This is a genomic window from Kitasatospora sp. GP30, from assembly GCF_029892145.1.
Lineage (GTDB): Bacteria > Actinomycetota > Actinomycetes > Streptomycetales > Streptomycetaceae > Kitasatospora > Kitasatospora acidiphila.
Genome location: NZ_JARZAH010000015.1, coordinates 131,241 through 152,347 on the forward strand (window position 1 = coordinate 131,241; position 21,107 = coordinate 152,347).

Sequence of the window (21,107 nt, forward strand, 5' to 3'; positions counted from 1 at the left end):
TCTCAGTAGTCCCAGTTTCTCAGTAGTCCCAGGTGACATAACGCCCGTTGTACTCGCCGCCCTCGCAGTAGTCACGGCGGGTGCGGATGTCGGTAGCGACGAAGCCGCCGCCCTCCTCGCACTGCAGGACGGTGACCGGCGGGCCGGACAGGCGATTCCGGCTGCCGTCCGCCGCGGCAGAACCCGCGAACGCCGTGGTGCCGGCCAGCACCAGCGCGGCGGTGGCAATCGTCATGGTGGTGAGCTTCGCGGTGGTGCGCTGCATTTGGTGGGTGCTCCTCGGGATCGTGGGACCGGTCTTTCGCTTGCTGACGATCCCTTGACCGCGCGCACCCGAGTTATGCGGTTTGTCCATCGCGCGGGTGACGGCCGGTCAACCACATGGGTACCGCGGCCCCGGCCAGGCGCCGGCCAGGCCCCGGCGGCGGGGAACCGCTCCAAGAGGGCCGTCGGCTCGGCCGGTTCCACGATGCACACCGCTCAGTGATCAGTGGAAGACGACTCTGCCGAGGCGAGCAGCAGCAGATCGCGCAGTGCCATGGCCGGCTGCGACGGCTCGGCAGGGGTGAGGACGACCTGGTCGGCGGTGGTCGAAGGGCCGGTGAGGGGAATGATGCGCAGGCCGGGTGGCTGGTGGTCGAGTGCGGATTCGACGGTGATGCCGATGCCCGTTCCCGCGGCGACATGAGCGGCGATGGCGTGCACGCTGTCGGCGGTTCTGATGATGCGCAGGTCGGCTCCGCCGATCTGGAAGGCGGACAGCAGGCGGTCGCACAGACCGCTGTTGATCTGGTGGGGCCAGGTGAGCAGGCCGGTGGTGGACAGTTCGGACGCGCTCAGCTCGGCATGCCCGGCGAGGGGGTGGGCCGCGGGTACGAGCGCCATGAACCTCTCGGTGGAGAGCACCCTCGCCCGTACCCCGGTGACGTCGCCGGTCGCCCAGCCGATGCCCAGCCCGATCGCCTGCGCCCGCAGGGCGGTGACCTGCGCCGTGGTTGCCATCGCCTCCGGCACGATCGTCACATCGGGGAAACGGTCCCGCAGTTGCGGCAGGCAGCGCAGCAGCAACTGGTGGCCGGTGTATTCGGCGTGGCCGACGACGAGGGTGGTGTGGGCCCGGTCGCCGGCGGCCAGCGAGCGCCCGCGCTGCTGGAAGCGGTTCAGCTGGGCCAGGGCGGCGTACGCGTCGGGCAGCAGCGCTTCGCCGAGATCGGTCAGTGACACCCGGCGGCTGGTGCGGTGGAACAGCCGCCCGCCCAACGTGGTCTCCAGCCGCCTGACGGCGTCGCTGACGGTGGGCTGCCCGCGGTGCAGGCGCGCGGCGGCGCGGCCGAAGTGGAGCTCTTCCGCGACCGCGACGAATGCTTCCAGTTCCATCCTGTCCACCCTGTCCACGGGAGCAGGCTAACGCGATCGATCGGTGCGACCGATCGCTGGGTGGCGAAGTTCGGCGTTGATGCCGTGCCGTGCGCGGGGTGTGATGGCTGGGCGAGCAGGGCCCCACAACCGGAACATGCAGGGGCCCACGACCGGAAGTAGTGAAAGTACATGGCAGTCAATGGCGTTGACCGTGAGCACGATGCGCCGATGGTCACGGTGACGGTGGTCTACCACTCGGTGCACGGCCACACCCGGGTCCTGGCCGAGCACCTCGCCGAGGGGGCGCGGCTGGTGCCGGGCGCCCAGGTGCATCTCGTCGAGATCCGGCCCGAGGACGTCATCGCGGGCCGCTGGCACGATGCGGAGGTGCTGGCGCTGCTCGATCGCTCCGATGCGATCGTCATGGGCTGCCCGACGCTGATGGGCAGCGTGTCGGCGGTGTTCAAGGCGTTCATGGAGGCGGCGTTCACGCCGTTCACGACGCAGGCGTGGAAGGACAAGCTGGCCGCGGGGTTCACCATGTCCGCCTCGCAGAGCGGCGACAAGCTGGCGGTCCTGCAGCAGTTGGCGGTCTTCGCCGCGCAGTTGGGCATGCAGTGGATCGGCGTGGGCGACATGCCGGGCAACAACTGGAGCGGTGGCACCCGCGACGACGTGAACCGGCTGGGCTCCTGGCTGGGCCTGATGAGCCAGAGCCACGCCGACCTGGGCCCCGAGCACGCCGGATCGCGCGGCGACCGGATCACCGCGCAGCGCTACGGCGAGCGGATCGCCCGCCTGACCCAGCGCTGGGTCAACGCCGTGCCGCACGACACCCCCCGGATGACCGAGCACGAGGCCCGCGGCCTGTCGGCCTCCCTCAGGGACACGGACGACGCGCTGGCAGCACTGACCGGCGCCTGACCGCGCGGATCGCCTCGCACCGGCGCCGGGAACCCGTTGGCAGGCCTGCTGTCTTTCCCGATAGGGACCTCACGGCATGCCTGTCCAGGAGGCGGCGATCGTCGTCACCGGCTCAGCGTGGTCTGCTGCTCCATCCGCGCCAGCTTCTCGGGGTTGCGCACGGCGTAGAGGCCGGTGATGAGGCCGTCGTCGATGCGCAGGGCGGTGACGGTGTCGAGTTCGCCATTGAGGCTCAGGAGCAGGGCCGGGTGGCCGTTGACCTGGGCCGGGCGCAGGACGGTTGTGGTGGCGATCCTGGCCAGCACGGCGGCCACCTGGTCGGCGCCGACGATGGGCGCCAGGGCGGCGCGTGCGACTCCGCCGCCGTCGGTCAGTAGCACGACGTCCGGGGCGAGCAGGTCGAGCAGCTGCTGCAAGTCGCCGGTTTCGACGGCCTGTTGGAAGGCCGCCAGGGCGTGACGGGTGTCGGCTGCGGAGACGGCCCCGCGCGGGCGGCGGGCGGCGACATGGGCGCGGGCTCGGTGGGCGATCTGGCGGACGGCGGCCGGTGTCTTGTCGACGGCCTCGGCGATCTCGTCGTACTCCAGCCCGAACACCTCGCGCAGCACGAACACCGCCCGCTCGGTGGGCGCGAGGGTCTCCAGTACCAGCAGCATCGCCATCGAGAGGCTGTCGGCCAACTCCACGTCCTCGGCGACATCGGGCGCGGTGAGCAGCGGCTCGGGCAGCCAGGGGCCGACGTAGGACTCCTTGCGGCGGGCCAGGGTTCGCAGCCGGCTCAGCGCCTGGCGAGTGGCGATCCGGACCAGGTAGGCGCGTTGGTCCCGCACGGTGGCGAGGTCGACGCCCACCCAGCGCAGCCAGGTCTCCTGCAGGGCGTCCTCCGCGTCGGCAGCCGAGCCGAGCAGCTCGTAGGCGACGGTGAAGAGCAGGTTGCGGTGGGCGATGAACGTCTCGGTGGCGGAGTTCAGTTCAGTGGGTTCCATGGCCTGCTCACTCAATTCCGGCTCCTGCACGGGCGTTTCCGACTGGGTCGCACACGAGACGCCGGCCTCCGCCGTTTTGTGACACCCGCGATCGGTGGCGCACGTCACATCGACCTGCTGTCACAGCGCACGGGTGGTCCGCATCTTGTGTTCGTCCAACGCCGTTGCACGGACCGCCGCTTGTAGCCCGGCACCCCGCACCACACCCACCATCACCCATCACACCTGAGGACGAAGCCATGGAAGCCCGTTTCAACCTGTTCGACAGCCCGACCGCCGCGACGGTCGGCAAGCGGTTCTACGCCACCGCGTTGGCCCTCCAGGGGTCCACTCTCCCGAAGACCGTGCAGCACCTGGTGGAGCTGCGGGCTAGTCAGATCAACGGCTGCGGTTTCTGCGTCGACATCCACGGCAAGGAGGGCGCGGCCGACGGTGAGACGGCGCTGCGACTCAACCTGGTCGCTGCCTGGCGCCACACCACCGTGTTCACCGAGGCCGAACGCGCCGCCCTGGCGCTCACCGAGGAGGGCACCCGGATCGCCGACGGCAGCGCCGGGGTGTCCGACGAGACCTGGGCCGAGGTGCGCAAGCACTTCGACGACGACCAGGTCGGCGCCCTGATCTGCACGGTCGCCCTGATCAACGCGGCCAACCGGATGAGCGTGATCGTGCACAGCCAGGGCGGCTCCTACGAGCCCGGCATGTTCGCCGCGCTGGAGTAGCCGATCGCACGACTCAAGGGGCTCGGCCCTGGATCACCCGATCCAGGGCCGAGCCCCTTGACCGGAGTGAGCACTCACTCCGATACTGGACCACATGGCAACCACACCAAGTCGCCGCCGAGCCCCGTCGATGGATCCCGACAGCCGCCGCGAGATGATCGTTCGCGCCGCACTCCCCCTGGTGATCGAGCACGGCAGCGCGGTGACGACCCGTCAGATCGCCCAGGCCGCCGGCATCGGAGAGGGCACCATCTTCCGCGTCTTCGCGGACAAGGACGAACTCCTGGACGCCTGCCTGGCCGAGGCGCTCAGTCCGGCCACTGCCCTGACCGAACTCGCCCTGGTATCAACGGACCAGCCGCTCCCCGCCCGACTGACGGAGGCCGCCGCGGCGCTGCACGCCCACCTGGACCGGATCGGCGCGGTGGTCGGCGCGCTGCACGCGACGGGCGGGCGGGAACGGACCGGGCGCCCCGGCAGCGCGGGAGGCCCACCCGACCGTGCGGCCGGCTTCGCACCGGTGCAAGCGGCACTCGCCGAACTCTTCGAACCCGAGCGGGAGTTGCTGAGGGTGTCCGCCGAGCAGGCAGCGTCGGTCTTCCTCGGCATGCTCTTCTTCCAGGCCCGCAGGCCGGCGTCGGGGGATGAGTCGACCGAGCTCAGCGTGGAGGAGCTCGTCGACCTCTTCCTGCACGGCGCCCTGTCCCAACCAGTCGAAAACTGAAGGGGGAAACCATGCCCATCACGCTGAACCACACCATCGTCCCGGCCGTCGACAACGAGGCGGCCGCCCGCTTCTTCGCCGGCATCATGGGGCTGGACTACCGAGGCGCAGATCGGCACTTCGCGCCGGTGCGGGTCAACGAGTGCCTGACGCTGGACTTCATGTCCGTCGAGGACCCGCCCGGCCACCACCTGGCGTTCGACGTCGACACGGCGACCTTCGACGGCATCCTCGCCCGGCTCCGCGCCGCCGGGGTGCCGTACGGCAACGACCCCAGGGAGCCCGACAACGGGCGGATCGACCACCCGCTGTGCGCCCGCGGTCTGTACTTCGCCGACGACGCCCGGAACCTCTACGAGGTCATGTCCCCGGAGTAACGGCCGTGACGGCCGTCAGGAGTCGGCGGCCTTGCGGTACCGCTTGGCGAGGGCCGGGTCCGACTCCCACCACAGGCCACTCCCCCCAACCGCCGCCTCCCCGACCGCTGCCCCCGCGGCGGCCGGCTCGCCGTCCGCGGCGGGCTGCGTGGCCGGGCCCGCGGAGCTCGGCTCGGGCAGGCTCTGGACGGCCACCCGGAACAGCACGCCGGGGACGGCGGCGAACACGGCGGCGAGCAGCACGACGAATCCCAGCACATAGACCCGGGGCACGACGACACCGGCCAGGAACGGGACGAGGAGAGCGAATTTCAAGCCGGTGCTGCGGGCGGTCACCAGGGACTCCCCGCCCTCGGCCACCTCCACCGCCACCGCGTTGGAGCGAGTGGTGCGGTCACCGGAACCGACCCGCACCGTGTGGGTGCCGGCCGCCACGGCGAACCGCATGGCGTCGCCCTGCCGGACCCGGCCGACCCGCACCCCGTCGATGACGACCCAGAACTTCCCCGCCCGGCCGATTCCGGGCGGTTCCGCGTAGACCGCGATGGTCCCGTTCAACACTCCCCCTCATTCACGGTGATCCCGTGTGGAACCGCGCCAAGGATAGGGGATGGTGATCACTGCCGCTGCTAGCTCCCGTGCGCGGCCGCGGCGTTCTTGGTCTCCCAGCGGTCCTCGACCTTGGCCAGGCGCCAGTACCCCAGCGCCGCCGCCCAGACCAGGACGAACAGGCCGACGATGACGAAGCCGACGTTGTTGAGGTCGATGCCGGAGATCCAGCCGGTCACCGGGTCGCTGAGGTGCAGTTGGTCGTGGAGCACGCCGACCAGCTCGATGGTGCCGATCAGGAAGGCGACGGCGATGGAGAGGCCGGTGATGGTGAGGTTGTAGAAGACCTTGCGGGTCGGGTTGGAGAACGCCCAGTGGTAGGCGAAGTTCATGAAGGTGCCGTCGAGGGTGTCGAACAGGCTCATGCCGGCGGCGAACAGCAGCGGCAGGCAGAGGATCGCGTACCAGGGCAGGCCGGCGGCGGCGCCGGAGCCGGCCATCACCATCAGGGTGACCTCGGTGGCGGTGTCGAAGCCGATGCCGAAGAGCAGGCCCACCAGGTACATCTGGCCCGGTCGGGTGATCGACTTGGTGAGCCGGCCGAGGATGCGGTTCATGAAGCCGCGCCCGTCGAGGTGCTTCTCCAACTCGTGTTCGTCGAACTGGCCGGCCCGCATGGCCTTGAAGACCCGGTAGATCCCGGCCATCGACACCAGGTTGAGGGCGGCGATCAGGTAGAGGAAGCCGCCGGAGACGCTGGTGGAGACCAGGCCGAGCAGCTTGTGGGTGTGGGAGTCGTCGTTGGTGAGGGTGCCGACCACCTTGGCGCCGGTGGCGATCAGGGCGGCCAGGACCACGACGATGCTGGAGTGGCCGAGCGCGAACCAGAACCCGACCGAGACGGGCCGCTTGCCGTCGGCCATCAGCTTGCGGGTGGTGTTGTCGATCGCGGCGATGTGGTCGGCGTCGAAGGCGTGCCGCATGCCCAGGGTGTAGGCGGTGACGCCGAGGCCCAGGCCGAAGACCTGGTTGCCGACGCTGTAGTGGTGCGGGGCGACCATGGTGATCAGGATGAAGAACGCGACCACGTGCATGGCGGCGATCACCCCCATCAGGCCGCCGGTGCGGATCCAGTCCCTGCGCTCCCAGCGCGGCGCGGCGGTGGTGCCGCTCGCGGGGGGTGTCGGGGCAGCGGTTTCGGGCAGGGTCATGTCAGGGCAGCCTCTCCAGCACCTCGTGGACAGTTCTCGTGCGGTGCCGTGGCCGGTCTCCTGGCTTACGGGTCAAGCGTTCCCACCCCCGGCCTTCCCAGGCGCGCAAGCGCCCAGTGGCCGCCCACCGACAAGCGGCAGGCTGGTGCGAGGACTTCCCGATCACAGTGGCGAGGGCCGCTCCGGACTCCTGTGACAGGCACAGTTCACCGGTCTTCCCGAACACCACGGCGTGCACCACCGTAGAGGTGACCTGCAATCACCCACAAGCCCGCACAGGTGTGCAGGTGTTGCAGATCACGCCCGACAGGTGAGGGATGATGGAGTCATGCACCTGGTCCCCGACGAGCGCGCACACCGGCGCCCCATCGACGAGCACACGGTCTGCGAGGCGATCGCCGGCATCGGCGACCCCGAGGCCGTCCGCGGCTGGGCCGACCGCTTCTCGCTGCTCGCCGACCCGGGCCGGCTCTCCGTGCTGCTGGCCGTCCACCGGGCCGGGCCGATCGCCGTCACCGACCTGGCGCTGGCCACCGGGATCAGCGAGAGCACGGTGTCGCAGATCCTGCGCCTGCTGCGGGTCTCGGGCGCGGTGACCGCCGCCAAGGACGGCCGGGTGGTGCGCTACCGGTTCACCGCCCCCGACCTGGCGCCGCTGCTGGCGTCGATCCCGCCGTTGGAGATCCCCCCGGTGGAGCACGACGCCTGACGGCGGGACTGCTGACAGCGCGACGGGCCGACAGCAGGGCGGCAGGCTGCGGAGCGCCTGACAGCGGGTGGTCGTTGCCAGTTCGCACGCGGTCGGAGAGGGTGGAGTCGAGCATGTCGGCTCCCGTCCCCCTGGAGGCAGCGTGACCATCCACCACCTCGACTGCGCCACCATGTGCCCGATGGGCGGCAGGCTGCTGCTGGGCAGCGGCGGGCCGTTGTTCGGACGGCTGGTGAGCCACTGCCTGCTGGTGGAGAGCGAGGCGGGGCTGATCCTGGTGGACACCGGCTTCGGCACCGGGGACGTCACCGACCCGGGGCGGCTCGGCCGGCAGTTCCGGTTCAACACCCGCCCCCAACTCTCCCTCGCCCGGACCGCGTTGCACCAGATCCGGACGCTCGGCCACGATCCCCGGGACGTCCGCCACATCGTGCTGACCCACCTGGATCCCGACCACGCCGGCGGCCTGGCGGACTTCCCGCAGGCCCAGGTGCACCTGCTCGCGGACGAACTGCGCGCCGCCCGGGAACTGGCGACCCGCGCCGAGCGCCAGCGCTACCGCACGGCGCAGTGGGACCACAATCCGCGCTGGGTGGAGCACCAGGCCACCAGCACCGAAAGCTGGTTCGACCTCCAGGCGATCCCGCTACTGCCGGACGAGCTGCCGGAGTTGCTGCTGGTGCCGCTGACCGGGCACACCCGGGGCCACACCGGCGTCGCGCTCCGGGACGGTGACGGCTGGCTGCTGCACTGCGGAGACGCCTACCTGTCGCGGGCCGATGTCGCACCCGACTCCGCGGGCGGCCCGCCGGTCCTGAGCATGTTCCAGCGTGCCATCGCAACGGACGACCGGACTCGCCGCTACACCCTGGAGCGGCTGCGCGACCTGGCCCGCAGTCATGCCGACCAGGTGCGACTGGTCTGCTCGCACGACCCCTACGAGCTGGTCGAGGCACTGGGCCGGGTGGCCCCGCGCTGAGCCGATCAGGCGGGCAGGTCCAGCAGCACCGTCCGCCGCACTTTGGCCAACCCGCTGACGTGGACCACCGGTTCGCCGACTCCGGAGGTGTCCATGACGGTGGCCGTGATGGTGGCCGGGCTGCCGAGCTGGTCGCCCATGTCGACGGCGATGCTCCGGCAGTCCGGTGTGCCGGCGTGAAGCCAGGCGGCCAGGCAGGCGGTGCTGTTGGCGTTGGCGATGTCCTCCGGGACTCCGATGGCGGGGGCGAACATCCGTGCGGCGAAGCCCTGTTCGCCGCCGGTGTAGAGGTAGCAACCCAGCAGCCCGAGTTGTCGGCAGACGGCCTCCAGGGCCGCGAAGTCCGGTGTCAGGACCGACAGTTGGGCGCTATCGGGGACCGGGAGCAGCAGGCGCGGCCGTCCCAGGGTCGCCACGCAGGCGCCGCTCGCCTTAGGCGGGAGACCCAACGCGGCCAGCACCGGCACCAGCTCGGCATTGGAGGGCTCGCGCAGCGCGACCCGGCCGGCCTCGAACTCCGCTGCCACCAGGAGGTTCCGGGGGCGCGTCCAGGCCGGGATCCAGTGGCTGCCGGCAGTCCGCAGGGTGCGGTTGCGCCTCGTCGTGCCCGCGTTGCAGGCGAGCGCGGCGACCGTCCCGTGGCCGCAGGCGGGCAACTCCCCCTCGGCGGTGAAGAAGCGCAGCGAGGTGACATCGGCAGCCGTGGCCACGAAGACCGCGTGCGAGGTGCCCGCCAGCCCCGGGATCCGGCGGCGCTGCTCGTCGCTGAGCGTGGCGTCCTCGCCCAGCACGGCGGTGGGACTGCCCCCGCGCCCGTCAGCGCGTACGCAGGCGTCCACCAGGGTGACCGCAACCGGCCTCGCCGGGCGTCGGGCTGATCGCACGGCAGCGATACTACTCGCCGCCTAGCGCGGCCAGTCGGGCGCCGGGTCGGTGGCGAGCAGCGGGCGGATGGCGCCCAGGACCGCCCCGATGCAGACGTCACGCAACTCGGTGCGACTGCAGGTCTCCCGGGCCAGCCAGTCGACACAGAGCACCTGGACGAACACCAGCCAGCTCTTCAGGACGCCGGACACCGCCTCCCGGGCCGCCTCATCGGTGAGCGGCAGCACCTTGAGCAACCGGAACCGCAGCTCGTCGAGTTCATTGCTCATGATCGTCTGGACCACGGGGTCGCCGACCAGCACCCGGTTGGCGGCGAGCACGGCATGGCGGTTGGCGATGAAGTAGTCGAGGTGGGCGTCCATCCCCTCGATCAGCTGCTCGACCAGCGTGTCGGCGGGGTCGACCCGGGTCTGTTCGAGAAGTCGGGCCGTCGCCTGTTCGTAGACCGCCGCGAACAGCGCCTGCTTGCTGGCGAAGTGACGGTAGAGCAGCGCCCGGGAGACGCCGGCCTTGCCCGCGACGTCCTCCATCAGCACCTCCTCGTACGGCTGGGCGGCGAAGAGTTCCGCGCCGACGGCGAGGAGTTGGGCACGGCGTTCGGCCGGGTGGAGGCGCTGACGGGGAGACATGAGCGCCAGGTTACTTGACACGCGTCTACTAGCGCACTCTACGCTGACTAGTAGACACATGTTGAATAACCATCAGCGTGGAGGGATCATGGCCAGAACTCTCAGGGTGCTCGCACAGCTCATGGGGATCGCCTGCGTGGCGATCGGGCTGATCCATGTGGTCGCGGGGGTCGCCGCGATCCCCGGCAACGGCGGCGCCAACGCGACGATCGACAACTGGAGCCGCTTCATGGGCGCCGCCTTCGCCGGCTACGGGCTGGCCTGGCTCTGGGCCGCCCGCCAGACCCCGATCCCGGCCGGCGCGATCCGCTGGCTGGCCGGGGTGCTCCTGTTCGGCGGCCTGGCCCGGCTGATCTCGGTGGCCGTCCACGGCTGGCCGCAGTGGTTCCAGGTGGCCCTGATGGTCAGTGAACTGGCCCTGCCACCGGTCTACTTCTGGCTGGCGAACGCCGACGAGCGAGCGGTGGCCGGGCGGGCAGCCGGCGGACAAGCGATGACCGAACGGGCGGTGTGACCCCGGTCCGCCGGACCGGCCTCAGGGCTGGTCGTACCAGGAGAACGCGGTAATCCGCCAACCGTCAGGGGTGCGGACGAACTGGAAGGTCTTGGTTCCGCCGCCCCCATACGGTTCGCCGTCGAGGGTGCCGGACTTGCGGTACTCCCCGAAGCGGTTGGCGAGGTCGCCCACGATCTCGGTCCGCTCGGAGGTCTCCCACTCCGAGAACTCGAGCAGTCGGCCGTCGGACAGCAGGCGCTCGCGCGGTTCGATGAACTCCTCCACCGTGTAGACGGTGTAGGTCGGCCGGGTCACCACGATCACGCCGCCCGGGACCATCAGGCGGCGGATCCGGTCGACGTCGGCGGGCTTGCCACCGCGGTTGTCGAAGGCGCCGAAGAACTCGGCGGTCACAGCGTCGATTTCACTCTTGGACATGGCACGGAAGGTACCATGTCACAGTTCACCGGGAGGGAGCCGGTCGATCATCCGCAGCAGCGGCTGCGCGGAGCACGGCCGCCGCCAGGCAGGCGACCAGACAGCGGGTGGCCGGGTGGCGGAGCAGGCGCAGCAGGGTGGTTCGCATCGGGGCGGTTCTCCTTCCGGAAACCCGAGGGCGGGCCCGTGGTGGGCCCGCCCTGGTGAGGAGGTGTCAGACCGAGGCCGACTCCCGAGCATCCGTCAGCTCGCCCTCGGTGGCGGGCTTCGGGAAGCGGAGGGTGGCGACGGCGAGCAGTGCACCCAGGACGGCGATCGCGGCGGCGCCGACGAAGGCGGCGGAGAAGCCGTCGGTGAGGCCCTTGGCGGTGGTGCCGCTGGTCTCGGCGCCGGCCAGGGCGGTCATGGCGGCCAGGCCGATGGCGGAGCCGACCTGGTAGCTGGTGTTGACGATGCCCGAGGCGAGGCCGCCCTCCTCCGGCGGGGCGCTGGAGATCGCGGTACCGAGCGACGGGATGAAGGCCAGCGCCATGCCGATCGCGGCGATCAGCGAGGCGGGCAGCACGTCGACCCAGAAGTTGCCGTTGGGCCGGGCCATCGAGAGGCCGCCGAGGCCGATGGCGAGCAGCACCAGGCCGGTGACGATCAGCGGCTTCGGCCCGAACTTGGCGATCAGGCGCGGGGCCAGCGTGATCATGATGACCATGATGCTGATGGTCATCGGCAGCAGTGCCGCGCCGCTGGCGAAGGCGCCGAGGTGCAGCACCTGCTGCAGGTAGAGGTTGAGGAAGAACCACATCGGGATCCAGGCGGCCGCCAGCAGGAACTGGGCGCCGTTGGCGGCGCCGAGGTTCGGGGTGCGGAAGATGCTCATGCGCATCAGCGGCTCACTGCGGCGCAGTTGCATGGCCACGAAGGCGACGATCAGCAGGATGCCGACCAGCAGCGGGGCGATGGTCGAGACGGAACCCCAACCGGCCTGCGGGGCCTGGACGATGGCGTAGACGGCGACGGCCAGGCCGGCGGTCACGGTGAGTGCGCCCAGGAAGTCGATCCGGCCGGTGCGGCGCGGCACGGCGGGCATCAGCGAGGGGGTGAGGAGCAGGGCGGCCAGGGCGACCGGGATGTTGATGAAGAACACCCAGGGCCAGCTGAGGTACTGGGTGATGACGCCGCCGAGGAAGACGCCCGCGGTGCCGCCCGCCGGTGCGGCGGCGCCGTAGAGGGCGAAGGCCTTGGTGAGCTCCTTGGGCTCGGAGCCGAACAGCATCATCAGCAGGGTGAGCGCGGACGGCGCGATCATCGCCGCGCCGAGGCCCTGGGCGGCGCGGCCGATCAGCTCCACCGTGACGTTGCCGGCCAGGCCGGCCACCAGCGAGCCGGCCGCCAGGACCGCCCAGCCGGTGCTGAACAGCTTCTTGGCGCCGAACAGGTCGGAGAGCCGGCCGCCGAGCAGCAGCAGGCCGCCGAAGGCGACCACATAGGCGTTGAAGACCCAGGAGAGGTTCTCCTGACTGAAGCCGAGTGCGGTCTGCATCTTGGGCAGGGCGACACCGATGATCGAGGTGTCCATGATCACCATGAACTGCGCGACGGCGATCAGGCCAAGTGCGCGCCACCGACGGGGATTGGGCCCGGACTGCGGGGTTGTCATTTTCGTACTCCCTACCCGTTAGGGGTATGTGCCTGCGGCGGGGGAAGCCGACAGGGCGGGGACATCGGGGATTTGCTGCGGTGACCGGCATGACCGGGCATGCCGTCCGCCGGTCCGCGTCGACATTGCGAACTATACCCTAGGGGGGTAGGGTTCTAATCGTTGAATGTGGAGAGGAGACAGGACGGTGAACACCCCAACTCGCTTGGCAGCGTTCGCTCTGGGACTGGTCGTGGTTCTGGGTGGGGCCGCCGGCATCGGCCATGCGGTCGGTCCGCTGGACACGGGCGCCAAGAAGACCGCGGGCAGCGCGCACGGGAGCAACGACATGCCGGGCATGCCAGGGATGCCGGGCATGTCATCGGGACAGCCGAGCGCCGAAGCTCCGGCCGCCGGAGCCCTGGCGGCGTTCGACCACGGCTATGCGCTGCAGACCCGGCCCGCCAATCCGACGCCAGGTCAGCAGACCGACCTGGGCTTCACCGTCCGGGGCCCGAACGGCGCGCCGCTCACCTCCTACCAGGAGGAGCACGGCAAGGAGCTCCATCTGATCCTGCTCCGCGATGACTTGACGGGATATCAGCATCTGCACCCGACACTGGCGGCCGACGGCAGCTGGCACGTCCCGGTGACCTTCCCGGCCGCCGGCGGCTACCGGATGGTGGCCGACTTCACTCCGGCCGGCGCCACCGAGAACGTCACCCTGGGCACCGACCTGGCGGTGGCCGGCGACTACCAGCCGCAGCCGCTGCCCGCACCGGCCACCAGCGCCAGCGTCGACGGCTACACCGTCACCATGGACGGCCAGGTGACGGCCGGTCAGAGTGCCAAGCTGACCTTCGAGATCGCCGACAGCCACGGCCTGGTGACCGACCTCCAGCCGTACCTGGGCGCCTACGGGCACCTGGTGGCCATGCGAGCCGGGGACTTGGGCTACCTGCACGTCCACCCGGACGGCGAGCCGGGCGACGGGCACACCGCTGCCGGGCCCGACGTGGCGTTCTACGTCACCGTGCCCACCGCCGGCGACTACCGGCTGTTCCTGGACTTCCAGCGCGCCGGGGTCGTGCACACCGCCGCGTTCACCGTCCACGCCACTGCGAGCACCGAGGAGGGACGATGAGTTCCACCGTCCAGGGACCGGTCCTGCCGACCGGTGAGGAGGACCGCGTCGAGCTGCTGATCGGCGGGATGACCTGCGCCTCCTGCGCGGCCCGGATCGAGAAGCGGTTGAACAAGATGGAGGGCGTCACCGCCACCGTCAACTACGCCACCGAGAAGGCCAAGGTCAGCTTCCCGAGCGGCATCACGCCCGAGGACCTGGTCGCGCAGGTGGAGAAGGCCGGCTACACCGCCACCCTGCCGCTGCCGCCCAAGCCCGAGGGCGAGCAGGGCGGCGCCGGGAGCGAGGCCGCCGAGGACGGGAACGACCATGTCACCACGCTGCGGCTGCGGCTGCTGATCTCGGCCGCGCTGGCGGTTCCGGTGATCCTGCTGGCGATGGTCCCCGCGCTGCAGTTCAACAACTGGCAGTGGGCGTCGCTGACGCTGGCCGCCCCGGTGGTCGCGTACGGCGCCTGGCCGTTCCACAAGGCCGCCTGGACCAACCTGCGGCACGGCGCGGCCACCATGGACACCCTGATCTCGGTCGGCACCCTGGCGGCGCTCGGCTGGTCGCTGTACGCGCTCTTCCTGGGCAGCGCGGGCATGCCGCACATGCACCACCCGTTCGACCTGACCATCGGGCACAGCGACGGCGCCGGGAACATCTACCTGGAGGCCGCGGCCGGCGTCACCACCTTCATCCTGGCCGGGCGGTACTTCGAGGCCCGGGCCAAGCGCCGGGCCGGGTCCGCGCTTCGGGCGCTGCTGGAACTCGGCGCCAAGGACGTCTCGGTGGTCCGGGACGGGCGCGAGGAGCGGATCCCGATCGGGCAGTTGGGCGTCGGCGACGTGTTCGTGGTGCGTCCCGGTGAGAAGGTCGCCACCGACGGCGTGATCGTGGAGGGCAGTTCGGCGATCGACGCCGGCATGCTCACCGGCGAGTCGGTGCCGGTCGAGGTGTCGGTCGGCGACCCGGTGACCGGTGCCACCGTCAATGCCGGCGGCCGGCTCCTGGTGCGGGCCGAGCGGATCGGCTCGGACACCCAACTCGCCCAGATGGCACGACTGGTGGAGGACGCGCAGAACGGCAAGGCGGAGGTGCAGCGGCTCGCCGACCGGGTGTCCGGGATCTTCGTGCCGATCGTGATCGCGCTGGCCGTGGCCACCCTCGGGTTCTGGCTGGGTGCCGGGTCCGGTGCCGGTGAGGCGTTCACCGCCGCGGTCGCCGTGCTGATCATCGCCTGCCCGTGCGCCCTCGGCCTGGCCACCCCGACCGCGCTGCTGGTCGGCACCGGGCGCGGCGCCCAACTGGGCATCCTGATCAAGGGTCCTGAGGTGCTGGAGTCGACCCACCGGATCGACACCGTGGTGCTGGACAAGACCGGAACCGTCACCACCGGCCAGATGGCGCTGGTCGAGGTGATCACCGCCGAGGGTGAGGACGAGGAGCAACTGCTGCGGCTGGCCGGTGCGTTGGAGGACGCCTCGGAGCACCCGATCGCCCGGGCGATCGCCAAGGGCGCGGTGCAGCGGGCCGGCGAGCTGCCGGCGGTGGCGGACTTCACCAACATCGAGGGCCTCGGCGTGCAGGGCGTGGTGGACGGACACGCGGTGCTGGTCGGCCGGACCAAGCTGCTGCAGGAGTGGAGTCAGCCGCTGGGCGTGGAGTTGGAGCGGGCCAAGAGCGCGGCCGAGGCGGCCGGCCGGACGGCCGTCGCGGTCGGCTGGGACGGCAAGGCGCGGGGCGTGCTGGTGGTGGCCGACACCGTCAAGCCCACTTCGGCGGACGCGGTGCGGCAGTTGCGCCGGCTGGGCCTGACTCCGGTGCTGCTGACCGGTGACAACGCGACCGTGGCCCGCTCGGTGGCGGCCGAGGTCGGGATCGACGAGGTGATCGCCGAGGTGCTGCCGGCCGACAAGGCGGACGTGGTCAAGCGCCTGCAGTCGGAAGGTCGGCGGGTGGCCATGGTCGGGGACGGCGTCAACGACGCCGCCGCGCTGGCCCAGGCCGACCTCGGGCTGGCGATGGGGACCGGCACCGATGTGGCGATCGAGGCCGCCGACCTCACCCTGGTCCGCGGCGACCTGCGGGTGGCGTCCGACGCGATCCGGCTGTCCCGCAAGACCCTGTCGACCATCAAGTCCAACCTGTTCTGGGCCTTCGCCTACAACGTGGCGGCGCTGCCACTGGCCGCGGCCGGACTGCTGAACCCCATGATCGCGGGCGCGGCGATGGCCTGCTCCTCGGTCTTCGTGGTCTCCAACAGCCTGCGGCTGCGCCGGTTCCGGCCGCTGCCGCAGCTCAACACGGCCGACTGACCCGAGACTCGCGCACCCGGTGGTACCGCTCGGCCCACGGCCGGCCGGTACCACCGTCATTTGCCGCCGTTCTCACCGGATTCCTAAGTAAATTCGCAGAACTCCGGTGCCGGGAAGCGGGCTTGATTTCGCCTATTCGCTCCGCTCTACTGGCCTGCACTACCGCTCACACGCCGAAAAGAGGACCGATCGATGGACCCGACGGTGGAGCTGCGTCCTGCCCGTCCGGCGGAGGCCGCGGCCATCTCCCGCCTCCTCGCGACCACTTGGCGCGACGACTATGCGGAGTACCTCGGCGGCCAGCGCACCGAGCGGCTGATCGCCTGCTACTGCCGGGTGGACCGGATCGCCGTGGAGATCTCGGCGTCCGGCGCCGGGGACGGCTGGCTGGGCTGGCAGGTCGCCGACCACGACGGCACGGTGGTCGGTGCGGCGGCGGGCGGCATCACCACCATCGGGTCGGGCGAGGTCTACAACCTCTGCGTCGACGCGGAGCACCGCCGCCGGGGCATCGGCCGCTCGCTGCTGGACGCCGTCACCGGGCAGCAGTTGGCCCGCGGCGCCCACCAGCAGTGGGTCAACCTGCACGGCGACGGCTCCGACACCGCCGCGCTGCCGTTCCTCACCAGCCAGGGCTTCCAGGCCGCCGCCGACGGTCCGAGCGACGGCGACCTGCGGCTGCGGCGGGCGATCTGACCGACGAGCGGCTCCTCCTTGGCCTCTCCCCTGGCCTCCCCCCTGGCCTCCTCCTTGGCGTGGACCGGCCGCGGCGTGCTTGCGCCGCGCGGATTCCTGGTCTTCTCCCCCGGTCGACCCCACAATGAAATGGCCTTCCCCGACCGGAATTCCCACGCCATTCCCCTCCCGGAGGAGCTTTATGGACCTGCTCGTCGGACAGCCGGAAATCTCGGTATTCCCGCCCCTGGACAGCGAGGCCGACTGGCTGGCCGGCGCGCACGGCGCCGATATTCTGGAATACCTGCGAGCGGCTCGCGCCACCGAGGGGCCGGTGCTGGATCTCGGCTCCGGAGACGGGCGGTTCGCCGTGCCGCTCGCCCGGCAGGGCTTCGACGTCGACGCGGTGGACCACGACGGCCCGTCGCTCGTCCGACTGCGCGACTGGGCCGGCCGACTTGACGTTGTCCAAGGTCGCGTCACGACCATAGAGGCCGATCTGGCGCAGCTGCGCCTGAGCCGCAGCTACGGCCTGGTGATGCTGGCCGCGGGCACCGTGCTGGAACTGCCGCGGGCCGTCCGGCCGGCCCTGTTCCGGCAGGTCGCCGCGCATCTGCGGGACGGCGGCGTCCTGGCGCTGGATTACATCTGCGCACGTCGGCCGCGAATCATGGCGCCCGGCCTGGAAACCGCGGCGATTGTCGACGACCTGCGGGCGGCCGGTCTGCGGATCCGCCGCCGGGACACCCGACCGCTCTGCGAAGGCCTGGAGAGCACCTTCCTGTTGTGCGCGCCGCGCGGTCGATAACGACCCGCAACCGCGCTTTCCGTTGTTTCACCCGGGTTTCGCTGGGTTGCGAGCAGATAACACGCCGTCAGGTAATATGCCCACACACTGGACGTGGGAGGGGGCGGCGTGGTGGCTTCGCACAACAGCAGGTCTTCCAACGGCAAGTCCTCCACACAGGCGCTCTCGATCTACCAGGAACTCCGGGCCCGTGGCACCTGCGACTACGCCGAGTTGGCGACGGGCCTGGGCCTGAGCGCGCAGCAGGCCACGGAGTGCCGAGCGGAACTTGACGCCCTCGGCCTGATCACCACCGACGGCTGCGAGGACCACAGCGGACAGGTGACCACCGTCGACCCCGAGGTCGCGCTGCTGCGGATGCTCGCCCGCGAGAACCAGGAGGTGGAGCTCCGCCAGCGGCGCGCGCAGCGGACCCACGCCGCCGTCCAGGACCTCACCCAGCGCTACCTGCGCGGCGGCGCAGTGGTGCCCTCCGAGGTCGAGGTGGAGGTGCTGACCGGTCATCACCGGATCCAGCAGACCCTGGACGACCTCTCGGACACGGCGCGCACCGAGATCGCCTCGATGCACCCGGGCGCGCTGCCGGCCGGCGAGTTCCTCACCGCGGGGCTGGAGCGCGACCGCCGGCTGATCGAGGCGGGCGTCCGGGTCCGGGCGGTCTACCAGCACCGGTTCCAGTCGGTGCCCGCCCTGGCGGAGTTCTTCCAGAAGCAGATCGACCTCGGGGTGGAGGTCCGGCTGGCGGCCGTGGTGCCGCTGAACATGATCCTCAGCGACCGCCGCACCGCACTGCTGCCGGTCGACCCGGACAACCAGGAGGCCGGCGCGATCCTGGCCCGGGGCCCGGCGCTGGTCCGCTCCTACCTGGCGCTCTACGACTACTGCTGGCACACCTCGGCCGTGCTGGGCCGCAGCGAGGAGTACCAGCACGGCAGCGACAAGCTCACCGATCAGCAGCACGCGGCCATCCGGATGCTGGCGGCCGGGATGAAGGACGAGCGGATCGCCCGCTCGCTGGGGATCTCGCTGCGCACCCTCAGCCGGCTGCTGTCGGAGGTCATGCAGGAGCTCGGGGCCTCCAGCCGCTTCGAGGCGGGGGTGCGGGCGGCGAAGCTGGGGTGGCTGGACTAGCGGGCAGGGGCAGGCACGGGCGTGCGCCTGTCGGGTGCGCTGGTGCGCCCCGTCGCGCCCTGCTCTTGAGGGCGACCAAGAGGTATGATTGAACCAAATCTTTGGTCGACCTGATGGTGGGGCTGATGGCACTCAACACGCTGGCGACAGACCGTGATGCGGCGATCCAGCTGCTCCGGGACGTCGGTCTGCGGGTCACCAGCCCGCGCCTGGAGGTGCTCCAGCTGCTGACCGCCGAGCCGCACCAGGACGTCGAGTCCATCACGGCGGCGGCCAGGGACCGGCTGGGCACGCTGACCAGCCAGGCCGTGTACGAGATGCTCCGCAACTTCATGGAGACCGGGCTGGTCCGCAAGTTCGAACGCCCCGGCCGGACGGCGGTCTTCGAGCTCGCCGGGGCGCCGCATCAGCATGCGGTCTGCCACCGCTGCGGGCGGGTGGCCAACGTCGAGGTCGAGGCGCCCGCGGCACCGAAGGCGGCGCTGCGCGGCTGGCGGGTCGACGACACCGAGGTGGTGTACCACGGGGAGTGCCCGGATTGCCGCAAGCGCGGGGCGGAGTGAGCGATCTGACGGATCGTCAGGCTAGTGCCATGCGATGGCGGGCTGCGTCAATGAGGCAACGGCCAGAGGCGGCCTGACGGACCGTCAGGACGTTGGCGGCCACACGATCGCGGGCTGCGGAGCGGCGGGCGGCCAGACGATGGCGGGCTGCGCCACCGACGCACCGGCCTGGGTGGTCGGGGCTGCGGCCGCGGCCGGGGGCCAGACGATGGCGACGGCCGGGTGCGGCGCGGCGGCGGGCGCGGGGCTCCCGACGGCGAAGCCGACTGCGGCCGGCACCGCGATCAGAGCAGCCGGGACGGCGAGGCGAAGGGCGGTCCGCAGCGAGCGCGCGTGGGTGAACAAGGCTTCTTCCTCCGGGAGTTCAGGGGATCTCGGGTGCTCCCGGCGGTCGGCGCGGGCCGGTCGCCGTGGGCGCGGAACCCATAGTGGTCCGTCCCCCGGGCAACGGAAAGGGCTTCCTAAGTCGCACCCAGGCCATGGCGCACTTCTGCCACAGCAGTCCCCTGAGCGGTGCCTCAAACCTTGTCAATACCCTCACCAAGAGCCTCGCCGAGGCCCTCGGGTGATGGTGCCCGAGTCGACGGTCTCCAGCCGGTTGATGGTCCGGCAGAGCGTCAACCTGCCGGAACCGGACGGGCCGATCAGCACCACGACCTCACCCCGGGCGAGCTCGAAATCGATGTCCTGCAGCACGGGCAGCGCGCCGAAATGCTTGTTGACCCCTTTCAGCGCCACCAGGGGCCCATGGCCGTGATGCCGTCCCGGATCATCGGCCACCTTGCGCCCCTCGACCTGCCGCTGCCTCCCGTGTCGTCGCTGCCGGTTCGGCCGGATGACGACCCCGGCAGGAATCGGGTTCAGCTGACGCGGCGCGAACTGCCCGGCCCCGCACCGGGCTGACTCACCGACACCTCACCGCTTGGCCGCCATCTCAAGGATGACGCAGGCATGTTGGAAGACCCGCCAGGTCTCCGAGGTGTCGCCACTCGGGTGGAGACGCATCCCATCGGGCAGTCGGCCGAGTGGTCGCCGTGGCGACTGTCGCCCGGATGCCTCGGACTCTTGGCTGCCACCCATGCTGCCGCCAAGGATTTCCTCACAGCGGAACGGACCACCGCCACCGGGAACCGCGGACCCGCAGGCGGACCAGTACGACCCACCAGACCAATCGAAAGAAGGGCACCTCAGCGATGAATAGCCTGTCCTCGCCGATGCGGCACCGCGCCACCCGCCTCCTGGCCGTCGGCGGCCTCGCCGTCCTCGTCCCGTTCGCCGGAGCGATGAACGCGCACGCGGCCGGCACCACGCACAAGGCCACCACGTTCACCTCCAACTACACCCTCCAGGCGGCTTTCTACAACGACGCCACCGGCAAGTGCGCGGACCTGCCCAACTACGGCTCCAACCCGCCCAACACCCCGGTGACGCAGTACAACTGCAACCTGGGATCCGGCGACAACCAGATGTGGGACTTCCAGCCGACCCGCGTGATGAACGGCACCCAGCTCTTCGAGTTCGTCAACGACAAGAGCGGCCTGTGCATGGACCTGCCGAACTACGGCTCCGACCCGGCGGGCACGCACGTGTACACCTACTACTGCAACTCCAACCCCGCAGCGGACAACCAGGAGTTCTACCTGAACGACGTCAGCGGCAACGGCGACTACGAGGTGGTCAACTACTCCGACGGCCTCTGCCTCGACGTGTCCGGGTGGGCCAGCAACGGCAGCGACCTGGCGAACAACCTGCCACTGACCGTGTACCCCTGCTACAACTCCTCGTGGGCCAACGGCGGATACGACGACCACCTGTGGGAGCTGCACAGCTGACGCCGAACACGATGGCTCCGCACGGCGAACGAG

At 70.7% G+C, this 21,107-nt stretch carries 25 protein-coding genes, 1 pseudogene and 1 riboswitch; of the genes and pseudogenes, 14 read left to right on the forward strand and 12 right to left on the reverse strand.

The window, feature by feature from the left end:
* Nucleotides 1-19: 19 nt before the first annotated feature.
* Entirely contained in the window at nt 20-265 is a 246-nt protein-coding gene (locus P3T35_RS22095) for a hypothetical protein (protein ID WP_101383979.1), read from the reverse strand.
* Nucleotides 266-480: 215 nt separating this feature from the next.
* Nucleotides 481-1,377, reverse strand: coding sequence for a LysR family transcriptional regulator (locus tag P3T35_RS22100; RefSeq protein ID WP_101383978.1), 897 nt, complete (start codon nt 1,375-1,377; stop codon nt 481-483).
* Nucleotides 1,378-1,587: 210 nt separating this feature from the next.
* Here P3T35_RS22100 and P3T35_RS22105 point away from each other — a divergent pair, with 210 nt between their 5' ends.
* Nucleotides 1,588-2,283, forward strand: coding sequence for a flavodoxin family protein (locus P3T35_RS22105; RefSeq protein ID WP_101383977.1), 696 nt, complete (start codon nt 1,588-1,590; stop codon nt 2,281-2,283).
* A gap of 104 nt (nt 2,284-2,387) precedes the next feature.
* On the opposite strand, the gene P3T35_RS22110 is transcribed toward P3T35_RS22105, so the two are convergent.
* Nucleotides 2,388-3,269, reverse strand: a complete 882-nt coding sequence (locus tag P3T35_RS22110) for an RNA polymerase sigma-70 factor (protein ID WP_101383976.1) — start codon at nt 3,267-3,269, stop codon at nt 2,388-2,390.
* Nucleotides 3,270-3,508: 239 nt separating this feature from the next.
* Between P3T35_RS22110 and P3T35_RS22115 the strand changes: the two genes are divergently transcribed.
* From P3T35_RS22115 to P3T35_RS22125, 3 genes are all read left to right on the forward strand, one after another.
* Nucleotides 3,509-3,991 (forward strand): carboxymuconolactone decarboxylase family protein, encoded by a 483-nt coding sequence (locus tag P3T35_RS22115; RefSeq protein ID WP_101383975.1) that lies wholly within the window; start codon nt 3,509-3,511, stop codon nt 3,989-3,991.
* A gap of 94 nt (nt 3,992-4,085) precedes the next feature.
* Complete coding sequence (locus tag P3T35_RS22120) at nt 4,086-4,715, forward strand: TetR/AcrR family transcriptional regulator (RefSeq protein ID WP_280707381.1); 630 nt, start codon at nt 4,086-4,088, stop codon at nt 4,713-4,715.
* 11 nt (nt 4,716-4,726) lie between these two features.
* Complete coding sequence (locus P3T35_RS22125) at nt 4,727-5,092, forward strand: VOC family protein (RefSeq protein WP_101383973.1); 366 nt, start codon at nt 4,727-4,729, stop codon at nt 5,090-5,092.
* A 15-nt stretch (nt 5,093-5,107) separates the two neighbouring features.
* On the opposite strand, the gene P3T35_RS22130 is transcribed toward P3T35_RS22125, so the two are convergent.
* On the reverse strand, nt 5,108-5,653 hold the full coding sequence (locus tag P3T35_RS22130; protein WP_101383972.1) for a hypothetical protein: 546 nt from the start codon (nt 5,651-5,653) through the stop codon (nt 5,108-5,110).
* A 68-nt stretch (nt 5,654-5,721) separates the two neighbouring features.
* Nucleotides 5,722-6,852, reverse strand: coding sequence for a HoxN/HupN/NixA family nickel/cobalt transporter (locus P3T35_RS22135; protein WP_101383971.1), 1,131 nt, complete (start codon nt 6,850-6,852; stop codon nt 5,722-5,724).
* 32 nt (nt 6,853-6,884) lie between these two features.
* Nucleotides 6,885-7,109, reverse strand: a riboswitch (cobalamin riboswitch).
* A 71-nt stretch (nt 7,110-7,180) separates the two neighbouring features.
* Here P3T35_RS22135 and P3T35_RS22140 point away from each other — a divergent pair.
* Nucleotides 7,181-7,561, forward strand: coding sequence for a metalloregulator ArsR/SmtB family transcription factor (locus tag P3T35_RS22140; RefSeq protein ID WP_101383970.1), 381 nt, complete (start codon nt 7,181-7,183; stop codon nt 7,559-7,561).
* Between the two features lie 142 nt (nt 7,562-7,703).
* Complete coding sequence (locus P3T35_RS22145; protein ID WP_180356761.1) at nt 7,704-8,540, forward strand: MBL fold metallo-hydrolase; 837 nt, start codon at nt 7,704-7,706, stop codon at nt 8,538-8,540.
* Nucleotides 8,541-8,545: 5 nt separating this feature from the next.
* Here P3T35_RS22145 and P3T35_RS22150 read toward each other — a convergent pair whose 3' ends face one another.
* Together P3T35_RS22150 and P3T35_RS22155 are read right to left on the reverse strand one after the other, a co-directional pair.
* Nucleotides 8,546-9,424 (reverse strand): PhzF family phenazine biosynthesis isomerase, encoded by an 879-nt coding sequence (locus P3T35_RS22150; RefSeq protein WP_101383969.1) that lies wholly within the window; start codon nt 9,422-9,424, stop codon nt 8,546-8,548.
* Between the two features lie 21 nt (nt 9,425-9,445).
* Nucleotides 9,446-10,054, reverse strand: coding sequence for a TetR/AcrR family transcriptional regulator (locus tag P3T35_RS22155; protein WP_101383968.1), 609 nt, complete (start codon nt 10,052-10,054; stop codon nt 9,446-9,448).
* Between the two features lie 88 nt (nt 10,055-10,142).
* Here P3T35_RS22155 and P3T35_RS22160 point away from each other — a divergent pair, with 88 nt between their 5' ends.
* Nucleotides 10,143-10,568: a DUF4345 domain-containing protein gene (locus tag P3T35_RS22160; protein ID WP_101383967.1), complete on the forward strand. Its 426-nt coding sequence runs from the start codon at nt 10,143-10,145 to the stop codon at nt 10,566-10,568.
* Between the two features lie 21 nt (nt 10,569-10,589).
* On the opposite strand, the gene P3T35_RS22165 is transcribed toward P3T35_RS22160, so the two are convergent.
* From P3T35_RS22165 to P3T35_RS22175, 3 genes are all read right to left on the reverse strand, one after another.
* Complete coding sequence (locus P3T35_RS22165) at nt 10,590-10,988, reverse strand: nuclear transport factor 2 family protein (RefSeq protein ID WP_101383966.1); 399 nt, start codon at nt 10,986-10,988, stop codon at nt 10,590-10,592.
* Between the two features lie 25 nt (nt 10,989-11,013).
* Nucleotides 11,014-11,136: a hypothetical protein gene (locus P3T35_RS22170; RefSeq protein ID WP_280707388.1), complete on the reverse strand. Its 123-nt coding sequence runs from the start codon at nt 11,134-11,136 to the stop codon at nt 11,014-11,016.
* A 66-nt stretch (nt 11,137-11,202) separates the two neighbouring features.
* On the reverse strand, nt 11,203-12,642 hold the full coding sequence (locus P3T35_RS22175; protein WP_101383965.1) for an MFS transporter: 1,440 nt from the start codon (nt 12,640-12,642) through the stop codon (nt 11,203-11,205).
* A 187-nt stretch (nt 12,643-12,829) separates the two neighbouring features.
* On the opposite strand from P3T35_RS22175, the gene P3T35_RS22180 reads away from it, so the two are divergent.
* The 6 genes from P3T35_RS22180 (at nt 12,830) to P3T35_RS22205 (ending at nt 19,242) form a co-directional block, all read left to right on the forward strand.
* On the forward strand, nt 12,830-13,765 hold the full coding sequence (locus P3T35_RS22180; protein ID WP_280707390.1) for a hypothetical protein: 936 nt from the start codon (nt 12,830-12,832) through the stop codon (nt 13,763-13,765).
* Nucleotides 13,762-16,065, forward strand: coding sequence for a heavy metal translocating P-type ATPase (locus P3T35_RS22185; RefSeq protein ID WP_101383963.1), 2,304 nt, complete (start codon nt 13,762-13,764; stop codon nt 16,063-16,065). The genes P3T35_RS22180 and P3T35_RS22185 overlap by 4 nt, the downstream gene beginning before the upstream one ends.
* Before the next feature lie 192 nt (nt 16,066-16,257).
* Nucleotides 16,258-16,761 (forward strand): GNAT family N-acetyltransferase, encoded by a 504-nt coding sequence (locus tag P3T35_RS22190; protein WP_101383962.1) that lies wholly within the window; start codon nt 16,258-16,260, stop codon nt 16,759-16,761.
* A gap of 181 nt (nt 16,762-16,942) precedes the next feature.
* Complete coding sequence (locus tag P3T35_RS22195; RefSeq protein ID WP_180356760.1) at nt 16,943-17,548, forward strand: class I SAM-dependent methyltransferase; 606 nt, start codon at nt 16,943-16,945, stop codon at nt 17,546-17,548.
* Between the two features lie 111 nt (nt 17,549-17,659).
* Nucleotides 17,660-18,679: a helix-turn-helix transcriptional regulator gene (locus tag P3T35_RS22200; protein WP_101385500.1), complete on the forward strand. Its 1,020-nt coding sequence runs from the start codon at nt 17,660-17,662 to the stop codon at nt 18,677-18,679.
* A 125-nt stretch (nt 18,680-18,804) separates the two neighbouring features.
* On the forward strand, nt 18,805-19,242 hold the full coding sequence (locus P3T35_RS22205; RefSeq protein ID WP_280707393.1) for a Fur family transcriptional regulator: 438 nt from the start codon (nt 18,805-18,807) through the stop codon (nt 19,240-19,242).
* Nucleotides 19,243-19,326: 84 nt separating this feature from the next.
* On the opposite strand, the gene P3T35_RS22210 is transcribed toward P3T35_RS22205, so the two are convergent.
* On the reverse strand, nt 19,327-19,587 hold the full coding sequence (locus P3T35_RS22210; protein ID WP_180356759.1) for a hypothetical protein: 261 nt from the start codon (nt 19,585-19,587) through the stop codon (nt 19,327-19,329).
* Nucleotides 19,588-19,806: 219 nt separating this feature from the next.
* Nucleotides 19,807-20,022 (reverse strand): annotated as a pseudogene (locus P3T35_RS22215) (ATP-binding cassette domain-containing protein); the annotation flags it as partial.
* A 413-nt stretch (nt 20,023-20,435) separates the two neighbouring features.
* On the opposite strand from P3T35_RS22215, the gene P3T35_RS22220 reads away from it, so the two are divergent.
* On the forward strand, nt 20,436-21,074 hold the full coding sequence (locus P3T35_RS22220; RefSeq protein WP_180356758.1) for an RICIN domain-containing protein: 639 nt from the start codon (nt 20,436-20,438) through the stop codon (nt 21,072-21,074).
* Nucleotides 21,075-21,107: the final 33 nt, after the last annotated feature.

Coding starts and splice junctions, on each gene's coding strand:
- P3T35_RS22175 (WP_101383965.1), bottom strand. CDS start 12,642: ATGACAACCCCGCAGTCCGGGCCCAATCCCCGTCGGTGGCGCGCACTT.
- P3T35_RS22195 (WP_180356760.1), top strand. CDS start 16,943: ATGGACCTGCTCGTCGGACAGCCGGAAATCTCGGTATTCCCGCCCCTG.
- P3T35_RS22190 (WP_101383962.1), top strand. CDS start 16,258: ATGGACCCGACGGTGGAGCTGCGTCCTGCCCGTCCGGCGGAGGCCGCG.
- P3T35_RS22140 (WP_101383970.1), top strand. CDS start 7,181: ATGCACCTGGTCCCCGACGAGCGCGCACACCGGCGCCCCATCGACGAG.
- P3T35_RS22135 (WP_101383971.1), bottom strand. CDS start 6,852: ATGACCCTGCCCGAAACCGCTGCCCCGACACCCCCCGCGAGCGGCACC.
- P3T35_RS22120 (WP_280707381.1), top strand. CDS start 4,086: ATGGCAACCACACCAAGTCGCCGCCGAGCCCCGTCGATGGATCCCGAC.
- P3T35_RS22110 (WP_101383976.1), bottom strand. CDS start 3,269: ATGGAACCCACTGAACTGAACTCCGCCACCGAGACGTTCATCGCCCAC.
- P3T35_RS22220 (WP_180356758.1), top strand. CDS start 20,436: ATGAATAGCCTGTCCTCGCCGATGCGGCACCGCGCCACCCGCCTCCTG.
- P3T35_RS22205 (WP_280707393.1), top strand. CDS start 18,805: ATGGCACTCAACACGCTGGCGACAGACCGTGATGCGGCGATCCAGCTG.
- P3T35_RS22095 (WP_101383979.1), bottom strand. CDS start 265: ATGCAGCGCACCACCGCGAAGCTCACCACCATGACGATTGCCACCGCC.
- P3T35_RS22125 (WP_101383973.1), top strand. CDS start 4,727: ATGCCCATCACGCTGAACCACACCATCGTCCCGGCCGTCGACAACGAG.
- P3T35_RS22105 (WP_101383977.1), top strand. CDS start 1,588: ATGGTCACGGTGACGGTGGTCTACCACTCGGTGCACGGCCACACCCGG.
- P3T35_RS22170 (WP_280707388.1), bottom strand. CDS start 11,136: ATGCGAACCACCCTGCTGCGCCTGCTCCGCCACCCGGCCACCCGCTGT.
- P3T35_RS22115 (WP_101383975.1), top strand. CDS start 3,509: ATGGAAGCCCGTTTCAACCTGTTCGACAGCCCGACCGCCGCGACGGTC.
- P3T35_RS22155 (WP_101383968.1), bottom strand. CDS start 10,054: ATGTCTCCCCGTCAGCGCCTCCACCCGGCCGAACGCCGTGCCCAACTC.
- P3T35_RS22160 (WP_101383967.1), top strand. CDS start 10,143: ATGGCCAGAACTCTCAGGGTGCTCGCACAGCTCATGGGGATCGCCTGC.
- P3T35_RS22165 (WP_101383966.1), bottom strand. CDS start 10,988: ATGTCCAAGAGTGAAATCGACGCTGTGACCGCCGAGTTCTTCGGCGCC.
- P3T35_RS22185 (WP_101383963.1), top strand. CDS start 13,762: ATGAGTTCCACCGTCCAGGGACCGGTCCTGCCGACCGGTGAGGAGGAC.
- P3T35_RS22100 (WP_101383978.1), bottom strand. CDS start 1,377: ATGGAACTGGAAGCATTCGTCGCGGTCGCGGAAGAGCTCCACTTCGGC.